4 protein-coding genes are annotated in these 14,067 nt (G+C 74.3%); 2 read left to right on the plus strand and 2 right to left on the minus strand.

Annotation, left to right across the window (positions count from 1 at the left end; genetic code table 11):
* Positions 1-4 precede the first annotated feature (4 nt).
* Positions 5-7,129, minus strand: a complete 7,125-nt coding sequence (locus tag AB0G35_RS15800; protein WP_360948849.1) for an amino acid adenylation domain-containing protein — start codon at positions 7,127-7,129, stop codon at positions 5-7.
* Between the two features lie 30 nt (positions 7,130-7,159).
* Complete coding sequence (locus AB0G35_RS15805) at positions 7,160-10,321, minus strand: amino acid adenylation domain-containing protein (RefSeq protein WP_360948851.1); 3,162 nt, start codon at positions 10,319-10,321, stop codon at positions 7,160-7,162.
* Between the two features lie 374 nt (positions 10,322-10,695).
* On the opposite strand from AB0G35_RS15805, the gene AB0G35_RS15810 reads away from it, so the two are divergent.
* Positions 10,696-10,908 carry a phosphopantetheine-binding protein gene (locus AB0G35_RS15810; RefSeq protein ID WP_360948853.1) on the plus strand — a complete coding sequence of 71 codons (213 nt, stop codon included), beginning with the start codon at positions 10,696-10,698 and terminating at the stop codon, positions 10,906-10,908.
* A gap of 1 nt (position 10,909) precedes the next feature.
* Complete coding sequence (locus tag AB0G35_RS15815; protein ID WP_360948855.1) at positions 10,910-14,002, plus strand: amino acid adenylation domain-containing protein; 3,093 nt, start codon at positions 10,910-10,912, stop codon at positions 14,000-14,002.
* Positions 14,003-14,067: the final 65 nt, after the last annotated feature.

Genomic DNA, 14,067 nt, shown 5'->3' on the forward strand with positions numbered 1-14,067 from the left:
GCCGTCACTCGGGGCGGGGCAGTGTCCGCAGGCGTGCGGCGAGGACGGCACCGATCTCGGCCAGCGGCCCGGGTGCGAGCATGTCGCCGTGCCGGCAGGCGACCTGGTGGTTCTCGATCCGCCCGCTGACGTACGGCGCCCAGTTGGCCGGCCGTTCGGGGTCCGGGCCCTTGTCCTCGGTCGCCTCGAAGAACAGCAGGTCCGCGTCGAGCGGCCGGGAGTGGTGGCGGCGCTGGGCGTTGACGTTGTGGGTGAAGACGGTGGCGACCGCGGACAGCTGACGGGGTCCGAGGGTCGCCAGTGCGCTGCCGTGTTCCTTGAGGAGCCGCAGCGCCGACTCCGGGCTGAGGGACGCCCCTTCGGGCTGCGGCAGGCCGAGCGAGTGCAGGACCTCGGCCAGCGCCTGCGGTTCGTCGTAGTCGACCGGGCGGGCGTCCGGGAGCCGGGGGTAGGCGTCGAGCAGGGCCAGCAGTGCGACCCGTTCGCCGTCCGCCCGCAGCAGCCGGGCCATCTCGTGGGCGACGATCCCGCCCATGGACCAGCCCAGGAGGTGGTAGGGGCCGTGCGGCTGGACGGTGCGCAGCCGGGCCACGTAGTCGCGGGCCATGCCGGCCAGGTCGGCGGCGGGTGGCCGGGTGCCGTCGATCCCGCGGGACTGCAGGGCGTACACCGGGCGGTCGGGGTCCAGGTGCCGCAGCAGCCCGGAGTAGACCCAGCCGATGCCGACGCCGGGGTGGACGCAGAACAGCGGCTCACGGGTGCCCTGCGGGCGCAGCGGTACGAGCGCGTCCAGCGCGTCGTTCGGGTCGGTGGGCCGGTCCGGGTCAGCGAGCAGGGCGGCGACGCCGGCGACGGTGGGCGTGCGGAAGAGCGTGGCGATGCCGAGGTCGGCGCCGAGGGTGGCGCGCACCCGGGCGGCCAGGCGGAAGGCGAGCAGGGAGTGCCCGCCGCGTTCGAAGAAGCTGTCGTCGATGCCCAGCCCGCCGGCGTCGGGGCCGCGCGGGTCGAGACCGAGGACCTCGGCGAACAGGGCGAGCAGTTGGGCTTCCAGGGGCGTGCGCGGTGCCCGGCTGGTGCGGCCGGGGGCGGCGGCCTCGGGTTCCGGGGCGGGCAGGGCCCGCCGGTCGAGTTTGCCGTTGGGGGTGAGCGGGAGGGCGTCCAGCACGACCACGAGCGGCACCATGTGGCGGGGCAGCCGGCGTTCGACGTGGCGGCGCAGGTCGAGGGCGTCGGCGGTGGCGCCGGGGGTGCGGACGGCGTAGCCGACCAGCCGCTGGTCGCCGGGGCGGTCCTCGCGTACGACGACGGCGGCCCGGTCGACCTGCGGGTGGTCGCGGAGCGCGGCCTCCACCTCGCCCGGCTCGATCCGGAAGCCGCGGAGTTTGACCTGGTCGTCGAGGCGGCCGAGGAACTCCAGGTCGCCGTCGGGGCGCCGGCGCACCAGGTCTCCGGTGCGGTACATCCGCGCGCCGGGCTCGCCGTACGGGTCGGCGACGAAGCGTGCGGCGGTCAGGGCCGGGCGGCCGAGGTAGCCGGTGGCCAGGCCGGGGCCGCCGAGGTAGAGCTCGCCGGGAACGCCGGGCGGCACCGGGCGCAGGGCGTGGTCGAGGACGTAGGCGCGGGTGTTCCACGAGGGCCGGCCGATCGGCGGGGCGGTGTCGAAGGGGCCGGTGCCGAGCCAGGCGGTGGCGTACACCGGGGCCTCGCTGGGGCCGTAGATGTTGGCGATCCGGGCGCCGGGGAAGGCCGCCGCGATCGCGTGGGCCACCGGGGCGCTGAGCGCTTCGCCGGCGAGTACGACGGTGCCGGCGGTCAGCTGCGGGTCGAGCCGCGGCAGGAGCCCGGCGAAGACCGAGGGAACCCCGCTGACCAGGGCGGGTGCGGTGATCGGGCCGGCTTCCAGGGCCTCCGGTTCGCCCAGTGCCAGCAGATCGCGGTGGAGGCGTACGGTGCCGCCGGCGGCGAGCGGCCCGAAGAGTTCGAAGACCGAGACGTCGAAGCTGACCGAGGTGGTGGCCTGCACCTGCGTCAGCCCGTCCGGGCCGAGGAATCCGGCGATCCAGGCCATCAGGTCGGCCAGGTTGGCGTGCGAGACGATCACGCCCTTGGGCCGGCCGGTGGAGCCCGAGGTGTAGATGAGGTAGGCCGGGTCCTCGGGGTACAGCGGGCGGGTGCGGTCGTCGTCGGTGAGGTCGGCGGCGGACCGGCCGGCGAGCCGCCGCACGGTCGCCGGGTCGTCGAGGACCAGTCGTGGGGTGTCCCCGGCGGGCAGGACGCCGGCCGTGTCACGGGTGGTCACCAGCAGGGCGGGCGCGGCGTCGCCGAGCAGCAGCGCGATCCGCTCCGCGGGGTAGTTCGGGTCGATGGGCAGATAGGCGGCACCGGCCTTGAGGACGGCGACCATGGCCACCAGCAGATCGGCGGAGCGGGGCGCGGAGAGGGCGACGATCCGGCCGGTCTGCACGCCGTGTGCGAGGAGCTCCCGGGCCAGGCGGTTGGCCCGGGCGTTGAGTTCGGCGTAGTCGAGGACGGTGCGGCCGCTGATGACGGCGGGGGCGTCCGGTCGTGCCGCGGCCCCTTCCTCCAGCTGGAGCGGGAAGGGCCGGTCGGTGCTGCGCGGACGGGACTCGCCGTGCCAGCGGTCGAGTTGGCGCAGTTCCTCGGCGGAGAGCAGGACGGTCCGGTCGTGGCGCTGGTGCGGGGTGGTGGCCAGGGCGGTGAGTGCGCGGCGGTAGTAGCCGCCGATCAGCCGCACCTGCTCGTCGGTGAACTGGGCGGCGTCGTACCGCAGATGGAGGTTGACCTCGGACGAGGTGAGGTCCTGGGCGAACTCGGCGCCGAACGGGATGCTGGTGTTGGTGATCCGCCGCTCGTCGAGCACTTCCAGCTCGTCGGAGCGTTCCAGCACGGACTGGTAGACGCGGAAGCGGGTGAAGTTGAAGAAGGTCTCGAACAGTTCCCGGCCGCCGAGGAGGCGACGGATCTCGGGCATCGGGTAGCGGCGGTGGCGCTGGACGTCGATGTCGGTGCGGCCCACCGCCGCGACCAGGTCGTCCCAGCTCCCGCCGGTCAGCCGGGCCCGGACCGGCAGGGTGTTGAGGAACATGCCCAGGACCCGGTCGCCGTCCCGGTCCTCGGTACGGCCGTTGTACACGACGCCGGTGACGACGTCGGCGGTGCCGGTCAGCATGCCGACGACGTGGACGTGGGCGGCGAGCAGCACGGTGCGCACCGGAACGCCGACCCGGCGGGCGCAGCCGGCCACGCCCTCGGCGACCTCCGCCGGCAGCGGTACGGGGGTGATGCGCATGTCGGGCCGCTCGGCGGCCGGGACCAGGCGGGGCAGGGTGCCGAGGTCGCTGCCGGCCAGTTCGCCGGTCCAGAAGTCTCGGTGATCCGCGGCGGCGATGGCCGCCTGTTCCTCGGCGATGAAGGCGCCGAAGTGGGCGCGGGGCGGTTCCCGGAACGGGGTGCCGGTGCCGCCGAGCAGGCTGAGGTAGCGCTCGAACAGCTCGGTGATCAGGGAGCGTTCGCTCCAGCCGTCCAGGATGACGTGGTGTTCGGTGACCCACAGCTCGAAGGTCTCGTCGGTGAGCCGTTGGAGGTGGAAACGGATCAGCGGGGCGCGGTCCCAGGCGAACTCGCGGGCCTTCTCGTCCTCGAACCGCCGGTCCATGGCGGTCTGCCGGTCGGCGGCGGACAGCTGCCGCAGATCCTCGAAGGTGATCGGTGCGGCGACCCGGCGGTGCACCAGCTGGAGTGGTTCGCCGTAGGTCTCCAGGTCGAAGGAGGTGCGCAGGACCGGGTGGTCGGCGATCAGCGACTCCAGCGCCAACCGCCAGGCGGCCTCGGACCAGCCCGCCCGGAGGTGGTAGCCGGCGACGTTGTGGTAGATCCGCTCGGCCGCGTTGAGGCCGCTGTGGTACAGCATCCCGGCCTGGAGGCGGGAGAGCGGATAGGCGTCCTCGACGTCGGCCGGCAGCAGGGCCCGGTCCGCGTCGCCGAGCAGGGACAGCGGCCGGTAGTGCGGTCGGGCGGCCCCCGGGGTGACGGGTGTGGTGTGCGGGGCCAGTTCCTGGATGGTCTGGTGCCGCAGCAGGTCCTGGAGCTGGAATTCCAGGCCGAGTTCGCGGGCACGGCCGAGGATGGCGAGGGTACGGATCGAGTCGCCGCCGAGCAGGAAGTAGTTCTCGTCGGTGCCCACCCGGTCGTGGCCGAGCACCTCGCTCCAGACCTGGACGAGGATCTCCTCGGCGCGGTTGGCGGAGGCGGTGGCCGGGGCCTCGGACCGGCGTTCCGGGGCGGGCAGCCGCCGCCGGTCGACCTTGCCGTTGACGGTGAGCGGGAAGCGCTCCAGCACCACGAAGGCGGCCGGGATCATATGGGCGGGCAGCAGTCCGGCCAGGTGGGCGCGGAGTTCGGCGGCGCCCAGATCGGTGCGGCCGGAGACCGCGTAGCCCACCAGGCGCCGCTCCCCCGTCCGGTCGGGTTCGGCGGTCACCAGGGCCTCGGCGACGTCCGGGTGCCCGGCCAGCGCGGCCTCGATCTCGCCGGGCTCGATCCGGAAGCCGCGGATCTTCACCTGGTCGTCGATCCGGCCGCGGTACTCCAACTCGCCGCCCGGCAGCCGGCGGGCCAGGTCGCCGGTGCGGTAGGCGCGTCCGCCGGGGAGGGTGACGAAACGGGCCGCGTCGAGTTCCGGCCGCCCCAGGTAGCCGCGGGCGAGCCCGGCGCCCCGTACGTACAGTTCGCCGGTGACGCCCTGCGGGACCGGCCGGCCCCGGCGGTCGAGCAGGTCCAGGCTCAGGTCCGGGATCGGCACGCCGATCACGCTGCCGTCGCCGTCGGTGTCCTCCTTGCGGATCGGCCGGTAGGTGACGTGCACGGTGGTCTCGGTGATGCCGTACATGTTCACCAGCTGCGGCCCGTCGGGGTATCGCGCGAACCAGGGGCGGAGCGAGCGCGGGTCCAGCGCCTCGCCGCCGAAGATCACCTGGCGCAGTGCGAGCCCCGCACCGGCACCGGGCGGTTCGTCCGCGGTCCGCAGGGCCTCCCGCTGGAGGAGCGCGAAGGCGGACGGGGTCTGGTTGAGGACGGTGACGCCTTCAGTGCGGAGCAGTGTCAGGAAGTCCTCGGGGGCCCGGCTGACCTCGTGCGGAACGATGACGAGGCGCCCGCCGTGGGCCAGGGCACCCCACAGCTCCCATACGGAGAAGTCGAAGGCGTACGAGTGGAACAGCGTCCAGACGTCGTCCGCGCCGAAGCCGAACCAGGGCTCGGTGGCGGTGAAAAGCCGGGCGACGTTGCGGTGCGGGACGAGAGTGCCCTTGGGTTCGCCGGTGGAGCCCGAGGTGTAGATGACGTAGGCGAGGTCGTCGGGGGCGACGCGGGAGGCGAGCGGGCCGTCCGGGTGGGCGGCGATCGCCCCGGCGTCGTCGTCGAGCGAGACCAGGGCGCCGGTGAAGCCGTCCAGCCAGCCACCGGGCCGGCCCTGGACGACGACGTGGGCCAGCGCGGCGTCCCGCAGGATGTAGGCGAGCCGCGCATCGGGGTACGCCGGGTCCAGCGGTACGTAGGCGCCGCCGGCCTTCTGGATGGCGAGGAGGGCGACGACGAGGTCCGGTGAGCGTTCGGCGGCGAGACCGACCAGGGTCTCCGGGCCGACGCCCTGGGCCTGGAGATGGCGGGCGAGCCGGTTGGCGCGGCGGTCGAGTTCGCCGTAGGTGAGGTGCTCGCCGCGGTGGCTGACGGCGACGGCGTCGGGCCGCTGCGCGGCGTGGCGGGCGAAGCGCTCCAGGACGGTGGTGGCCTCGGGCGGGGCGCTCGGGGTGTCGAGCGGTGTGGTGCGGCCGTCCGGGTCCGCGGCGAGGTCCGGTGCCAGCTCGTGCACCGGGCGGTCCGGGTGGCGGACGATCTCGGTGAGCAACTGCCCGAAGTGGGCGGTGAATTGCTCGGTCAGCCAGTCGGGCCAGGCGGCTTCGGTGCGGACGGTGCCGTCGGTGGTCACGACCAGGTGCAGGGCGTGGCCGGGTGCCTCGGGGGCCGGGTGCCGGTCGACGGTGGTGCTGCCGGGGAGGTCCCAGTGGGTGGGGTGCGGGGCGCGCAGGGTGAGGCGCACGGGGAGCGGGGGCTGTTCCTGCGCCGTCCAGTCGGTCAGCGGGTCCTGCCCGGGCAGCCGCCGCATCTGCCCGGCCAGCGCGCGGAATCCGGGGTTGGCGGAGAGATCGGCGTGGACGGTCGTCCGGACGGTGAACGGGCCGACGGTACGGGCGTCTTCGGGCCCGCGCGGGTCGGGGCCGTCGGCGGCGATCAGGACGTCGTCGGCGTCGGTGTAGCGGTGCAGCAGGACGGCGAGCGCCGCGAGCAGCCCGTCGGCGAGGGTGGCGCCGGCGGCGGTGCAGAGGGACTGCAGGGTGGAGAGGGTGCCGTCGGGCAGCGCCGTCCGGTGGGTCCGGCCGGTGGTGCGGCCGGTGGTCAGGGGCAGTTCCCCGGTGGAGAGCTCCCGGTCCGGGGACGGGTCCTGGGCCTGGTCCTGGGCCTGGTCCTTGGCCGGGGACGGCTCGGTGGCCGGGTCCGGCAGTACGGTCAGGTCGGCGAACTGCCGGACAGGCGGCGTGAGGTGCGGGGCGTCCGGGGCCAGCCGGGCGCGGTAGGCGGCGATGAGGTCGTCCACCAGGACGGTGGCGGACCGGTCGTCGGCGATGATGCGGTGGAGGGTGAGGCGCAGCCGGAGTCCGGTGTCGTCGGTGCGCCGGGCCCGGGCCCGCAGCAGCGGGCCTGCCTCCAGGTCGAACGGCCGCTCCGGCCCGGGGGCTTCGGCATCCGCACCCAGCGTCTCCCACTGCGGCGGAAGGTGATCGGCGACCGACTGCATCAGGGTCGTGCCCTCGAAGACGAAGCGGGTGCGCAGTGCTTCGTGGTGGCGGACCACGTCCTCCAGTGCGGCGCGGAGTGCCGCGGTGTCGGGCACGCCGTCGAAGCCGAGGTCGATCACCAAGTGGTGCCGGGCGTGGTCCTCGGTCAGGGCATAGGCGAGGTAGAGCCGTTGCTGTGGTGGCGTCGCCGCGACCGTACGGGCCGGACGCGCGTGTTCCGGTGCGGCCGCCCGGTCCGCCTGATGAGTGCTCACTGATCGTCGGCCCTTCTGTGACCGGTATGGCTATCGGGATCGTTCGGTGCGCCGGCGCCAGCCGTTCAGGGCCTGCGTCCGGGCGGCAGCGCGTACCGCGGGCCGGGACCGTTCCGGGGCTCCCCCGCCGTTGTCGCCGGCCGCGTCGACATGGCGGGCGATGGCACGGACGGTGGTGTAGCGGAAGAGGTCGGCCGTGGTCAGGTTCGGGTACGGGCGCTGCAGGAGGGCGAGCACGCGCACGATCTGTCCGGAGGTGCCGCCGAGGTCGAAGAAGTGGGTGTCCAGCCCGCGGACGGGGGTGCCGAGTACGTGCTCCCAGGCGCGCCGGACCACCTCGGTGGCCTGCCCGGAAACGGGACCCGCCGACGGCTCGGCCACCTCGGGTGCGGGCGCCGTCGTGGGCGCTGCGGCGGCCCAGTCGGCCACCGCGGCGCGGTCCAGTTTGCCGTTGGGCAGCTGGGGCAGCCCCTCGACGAGCAGCCAGGCGGCCGGGACCATCGCGGGTACCAGCGAGACGGCTGCGTGCCGGCGGAGCTCGTCGGCGAGTCCGGCGGGCGCGGGACGCGGGCGTCCGTCGCCGGACGGATTCGCCGGGCCGGTGGGGACAAGGCAGGCGGTGACCGCGGTGCCGTCGCCGCTGACGGTGGCGACGGCCTCCTGGACGGCGGGGTGGGCGCGCAACACGGCCTCGATCTCGGCGAGTTCGATCCGCTGCCCGAGGACCTTGACCTGGGTGTCGGCCCGGCCGAGGAAGCGCAGCCCGTGCTCGGGGTCGAGGACGGCCAGGTCGCCGGTGTCGTAGCCGCGGTGCCCGTCGTGCTCGGCGAAGCGCTCGGCGGTCAGCTCCGTTCGCTGCCAGTAGCCCGATCCCACACCCGCCCCGAGGATCAGCAGCCGTCCCGGGACTCCGGGCGGCAGCGGGCGGCCGTGGGCGTCGACGACCCGGCACTCCTCCCCCGCCAGCGGACGGCCGATGTGCACGGGTACCCGTGGCTCGACCCGCCACACCGTCGACCAGACGGTGGTCTCGGTCGGGCCGTAGCAGTTGAACACCGGGCCCGGCACCAGGTCGGTCAGCCGGTCGGCCAGGTCGCGGGCGAGCGGTTCGCCGCCGACGAGCAGGACCGCGAGGCCGCCGAGCAGCCGCCGGCCGGCCGGGTCGTCGGCGAGGATCCGGGCCATGGTGGGTGTGCACTGGTAGAGCGCGCCGGGCGGCACCTCGGCGTCGGCCACCTGCTGGTGGCTGGTCAGCAGCACCGTGCGGCCGGTGGCGAGCGGCCAGAACAGCTCCAGCACGCTGATGTCGAAGGAGACGCTCGCGCCGGCGACGGACACCCGGGGCGGGTCGGGAAGGACCTGCGCGAAGGCCGAGAACAGTGCGGCCAGGTTGTCGTGGCGGACGATCACACCCTTGGGCCGTCCGGTCGAACCGGAGGTGTGGATGACGTAGGCGGGGTCCTGCGGCGCGAGGAAGGGCCACTGCTCGGGCGGGCGGGCGGCCACCGCGTCGGGGCCGATCAGCCGGACGCCGGTGGACGCCAGGGCCTGCGCGGCCGCTGCGTCGCCGACGACCACGGCCGGCCGGGCGTCCTCGACCATCATCCGGAGCCGGCCCGCCGGGTACGTGGGGTCGAGCGGCAGGTAGGCGGCGCCCGCCCGCCATGCGGCGACCAGGGCGACGAGCAGGTCCGCCGTCCTCGGCAGGCACACCCCGACCCGGTCGCCGGGCCGTACCCCGGCCTCGATCAGCGCGGCCGCCAATTCCCGTATGCGGCGGTCGAGTTCGGCGTAGCAGACACGCTCGGAGCCGGCGATCACGGCGGTGGCCTCGGGCGTGCGCCGGGCGTGCCCGGTGATCAGCTCGGGCACCGCCGGGCCGGCCGGGGTGGCCGGGTCGGCGGGTGGCGTCGGCGGGTCGGGGGTGAACAGGCGGAGCGCGCTGAGCGGGGCCGCCGGTGCGGTGCCGAACGCGGTGAGCGCGCCGGCCAGGTGCTCGGCGAAGAGGCGCGCCGACGCGGCGGGCAGTGCGGCGCGGTCGTAACCGACCGTCAGGCTGAGGCCGCCCGCGGGGTCTTGGTGGAGGGTGACGGCCAGGCCGTACTCGCTCTGCACGTCCTCGGCCGGGACGAGCTGCCACCGCAGGTCGCCGGTGGTCAGCGGGGCCGGCGCGGTGGCCTGGGTGCAGATGATCTGCGTCAGCGGGGTCCGGCCGGGACGGCGGGTGGCCCGCAACACGGTGAGGATGTCCTCGATCGGCAGGTCGCAGTGGTCGAGGGCGTCGAACAGCGCGTCGGTGGTCCGGTCGAGCACGGAGGCGGTGTCGGCGCCGTGCAGCGGCAGGCGCACCGGCAGAGTGTTCTGCAGACAGCCGATCACCTCGGCGTCCGCCGCGGTGCGGGTGGTGGCGACGGTGGCGAGCACGACGTCCTCGGCGTCGCCGTACCAGCCGACGACCACCGCGACGGCGGCCAGGACCTGCACGAAGGGCGTGGCCCCGCTCTCGCGGGTCCGTCTCCGCAGTGCGGCGGCGAGTTCGGCGTCCAGCGGCAGGGACACCACGCCGTGCCCGGTCCCGGCCCCCGCGGCGGACGCGAGATGCGGCAGGGCGGTGTCCGCGGGCGCGCCGGCGAGGTGGTCGGTCCAGAAGGCGTGGAGGGCCGCGAGGCGTGCGGGCTGCGGCGGGGGCCGGTGGGGGTCGGCGGCGGTGAGCACCTCGGGGCCGTCGGTGTACGCGCGGGCGAGCTGCCGCAGCAGGACGGCCGCGGAGTCCTCGTCGAACACCGCGTGGTGGACGCCCACGAGGCAGTGCGTGCGCCCGGGCGTGCCGACGATGCGGATACGGCACAACGGGCCCGCGCCGTGCGGGAACGGTGCACCGGCCTCGGCGAACCATCCGTCGAGGGCGCTGTCGTCGTCCGCCCGTCCGCTCCTGATGTCGACCTCGGAGACGGGGTGGGTGCGCTGGACGAGTCCCTCCGCCGTGGGGTGCAGGGACGTCCGCAACGCGGGCTGGGTCCGGCAGACCGCCCGCGCGGCCGCAGTCATCCGCTCCGGGTCGACCGGGCCGTCGACCCGGATGTGCGTCAGGAGGGTCGTCGCCCTGCCGCCCTGCTGGTCGAGCAGGAAGAACCGGGTCTGCGCCGCGTCGGCCGGCCTGACCGCATTCCCGGCATCGTCATCGCTGGTCACCGAACAGCCCCCCGACTGAAATCCGCACCGGAATTAGTCGGGCCAGGTTAAGGAGGGGGTTTGACCTTGTCAAGAAGAATTCCCGGAGCCACCGCACACACCGCCCGGGAATTCAACAAGAATGCCCGAGAAGGCGTTGTGAGCTACCTCACATTGATCAACTTCGCGATGGAGCTGTAGCGTCAACCAAACCGTTGAGGCGGGTAATTGAGCCCTACGGCCGTGGAAACTGGTGGGAGCCGACCACCCCCAGTGGCACGCCTCGTGACGCAACGTGGCGCAGAAGCGGGGAATTCGGACTCATAGAATTCGGGGGCTGTCCGATGGAATTCAATGCTGACCCCTCCCTGCCATCCGCCGAGAATTCGGCTGATGTGGCGGAGAATCTTTGGAAAGAAATCCTCGGGGACGGCGCGGATCTCGGTAAAGGATTCCTGGAGAACGGCGGGGACTCCTTCCGCGCGGTCCTGCTGACCAGTCGCCTCTACGAGCTGACCGGCCGGGAGGTCGAGTACCTCGACGTCCTGGAGGCCGACGGCGCCGGTGCGATCGCCCGCCTGCTCGCGACCGACGGCGCCGGGAGCTGACATGCGCTGGGAACTGGCCCCGAATCAGGTCGACCTCTACACCGCCGACCAGGCCGCCGACGACCCCTCGACGTATCTCGTCAACTGCGTGTACCGGATCACCGGGCCGGCCGACGGGCCGCTGTTCGCCGAGCGCTTCGCGCGCCTGGCCGAGGCCTACCCGGTGCTCGCCTCCCGTGTGGTGGAGGACGAGGGAGCGTGGTTCCTGGAGACCGTGCCGAACCCGCCGCGGCTGCAATCCGTGCACGTCGCGGACGGGCCGGACGGCGCCGCGGCCCGCCTGCGGGTGCGCGAGGAGCTGACCCGGCCCCTGGACCTCCTCAAGGGGCCGCTGTGTCGCGCCGTGCTGCTCCGGTACGCGCCGGACACCGCCGACCTCGTCATCGTCGCCCACCACCTCGTGGTCGACGGCCGCTCCATGGAACTGCTCGCCCGCGGCCTCCTGACGGACCGGTCCGCCGAGCCCGCCACCACCACCTATGCCGACTGGGCCGCCGCGGCCCGCGCCCGGCTGCCCCGGCGTGCCGGCCGCGCGGCGGAGATCCGGGCCGAGCTGGCCGCGGCCGATGTCGTCCCGTCCCTGGAGTGGGCGGGAGCCGCCGGCGACCCGCCCGGCTCCGGCGACGCGCACCCCACCGGCGGCGGCGTCGCCGAAGCCCTCCTCCCCGCCGAGCTGCACCGGAGCCTGCGCGACCTCGGCACCGAACTGGGGGTCACCCCCTACTCGGCCGTCCTCGCCGCGGCCGCCCTGGTCCTCGGCCGCAACTCCGGGGCCGCCCGCCCGGTCATCGGCACCACCGTCTCTCGGCGTTCACCGGCACACGCCGACACCGTCGGGTACTTCAACAACACCGCTCCCGTCCCGGTCCGCCTCGACGGACAGGCGACGGTGGCGGACTTCCTGCGGGAGGTGCACCAGCGCGGGGTGCAGGCGTACCGCGACGCCGACCTGCCGCTGTCCTCCGTACTCCCGGGGGCCGGCCTCACCGCGCCCCAGCTGGTGGTGTCGGCCATCGACACCCTGCCCGAACTGCACGAGGGCGACCGGCGCGCCGTCCCGCACGAGGACCAGGGCCTGGGCACCGCCCACTTCCCGCTGACCGTCGGCCTGTACCAGGAGCACGGCCGCACGGACGGGATCCGGATGCTGCTGCGCCACCAGCGGGCGCTGGTCACGGATGCGGCCGCGGCGCTCTTCTTCCGCCAACTGACCGCCGTACTCACCCACTTCACCGAACGTCCCGGCGGGCGCCTGGACGACGTCGACACCCTTCCCACCGAGGAACTCACCGCCCTGCTCGGCACCGGACAAGGCACACGCCTCGCGGAACCACCGGCGGCACTGACCGAACTCTTCGCCCGCCAGGTGCGCGAGGCCGCCGGGCGCACCGCCGTGGTCTGCCGCGGGGAACGCGCCAGTTACCGCGAACTCGACGACCGCTCACGGCGGTTGGCAAGCGCGCTGGTGGAGTCGGGGGTCCGCCCCGGTGACCGGGTCGGGGTCTGCCTGGACCGGGGCATCGGGCAGGTCGCCGCCGTACTCGCGGTACTCCGCGCGGGCGCCGCCTACGTCCCCCTCGACCCCGACTACCCGCCGCAGCGGCTCGCCTTCGTCATCGAGGACACCGGGCTGCGGACCGTCGTCACCGAGGGCGAACTGCTCGCGGATACCCCCGGCCTGCACCGGATCGCACCGGACGCCGCACCCGCGCACCCCGCAACGGCCCTGCCGGTCGTGGACCCCGACGCCACCGCGTACGTCATCCACACCTCCGGCTCGACCGGCCGCCCCAAGGGGGTGCTGGTCAGCCACCGCAACGTGGCCGCCCTGCTCGCCGCGACCCGCGAGGAGTACGCACCCGGCCCCGACGACGTCTGGTCGTACTTCCACTCGCTCGCCTTCGACTTCTCCGTCTGGGAGATCTGGGGGTGTCTGCTCACCGGCGGACGGCTGGTCGTCGTCCCCTACGACGTCTCCCGCGACGCGGAGGCGTTCCACGCGCTGCTGCGGGCCGAGGGAGTCACGGTCCTCAACCAAACCCCGTCGGCGTTCGCCCAGTTGGTGAACGCCGAGGCGTTCCGCGCCGGCGGTCTCGCGGTGCGCCTGGTCATCTTCGGCGGCGAGGCGCTCGACCGGGCCGTCCTGCTGCCCTGGTTCGCGCGCTACCCCGAGGACGTCTGCCGGCCCGTCAACATGTACGGGATCACCGAGACCACGGTCTTCTGCACCTGGCACCCCGTCGACCACGCCGAGGCGCTGCGCGGCAGCCGCTCGATCGGGCGGCCGATACCCGGCTGGGACCTGTACGTCCTCGACGACCGGGGGCGCCCGGCTCCTCCCGGTGTGCCCGGCGAGATCTGGGTGGGCGGCGCCGGGGTCACCCAGGGCTACCTCGACCGTCCGGAACTGAACGCCGAGCGCTTCACCGAGGACCGTCTGACCGGAACGCCCGGCGCCCGCCTCTACCGCAGCGGCGACCTCGGCCGGTTCCTGCCCGACGGGCAGATCGAGTACCTCGGCCGGCGCGACGACCAGGTCAAGATCCGCGGGCACCGCATCGAGCTCGGCGAGATCCGGCACGCCCTCCTGGAGGACGACCGGGTCCGGGCGGCCGCCTCCCTGGTCCGGGCGCCCGACGGCCCGGCGACCGCGCGGATCGACGCCTACGTCGTCACCGACACCGACGCACCCGAGGACCTGGCCGACATCCGGCAGCGGCTCGCCGAGCGGCTGCCCGGCCACCTGCTGCCCGCCACCCTGACCGCGGTGCCCGAACTGCCCCTCACCGCCAACGGAAAGCTCGACACCGCACGGCTGCCCGACCCGCGGCCCGCGCAGCGCCCCGCGGCACCCGAGCCCGCCGAGCCCTCGGGAGCCGAGGCCGCCATGGCCGCCCTCTGGCAGCGGGTCCTGGAGGTGCCGGTCACCCCCGACGACAACTTCTTCGACCTCGGCGGCACGTCCGTACAAGCGGTGCTGCTGGCCACCGCCCTGCGCGAGGAGAACTACCCCGCGATCCGGTTGCGGGACATCTTCCGCAACTCCACCCCCCGCCGGCTGGCGGCCGCGCTCGCCCCGCGGACGGACGCATGAGGCCGCCGCTGCCGGCCCGGCCCGGCGGACCGCAACCGAGCAGCTCGTACGCAATGGAAGGAGAA

It is taken from the genome of Streptomyces sp. NPDC021749, assembly GCF_040640655.1.
Taxonomy (GTDB): domain Bacteria; phylum Actinomycetota; class Actinomycetes; order Streptomycetales; family Streptomycetaceae; genus Streptomyces.

Excerpts from the sequence above, each read along its gene's own strand:
- AB0G35_RS15815 (WP_360948855.1), top strand. The coding sequence starts at position 10,910 with ATGCGCTGGGAACTGGCCCCGAATCAGGTCGACCTCTACACCGCCGAC.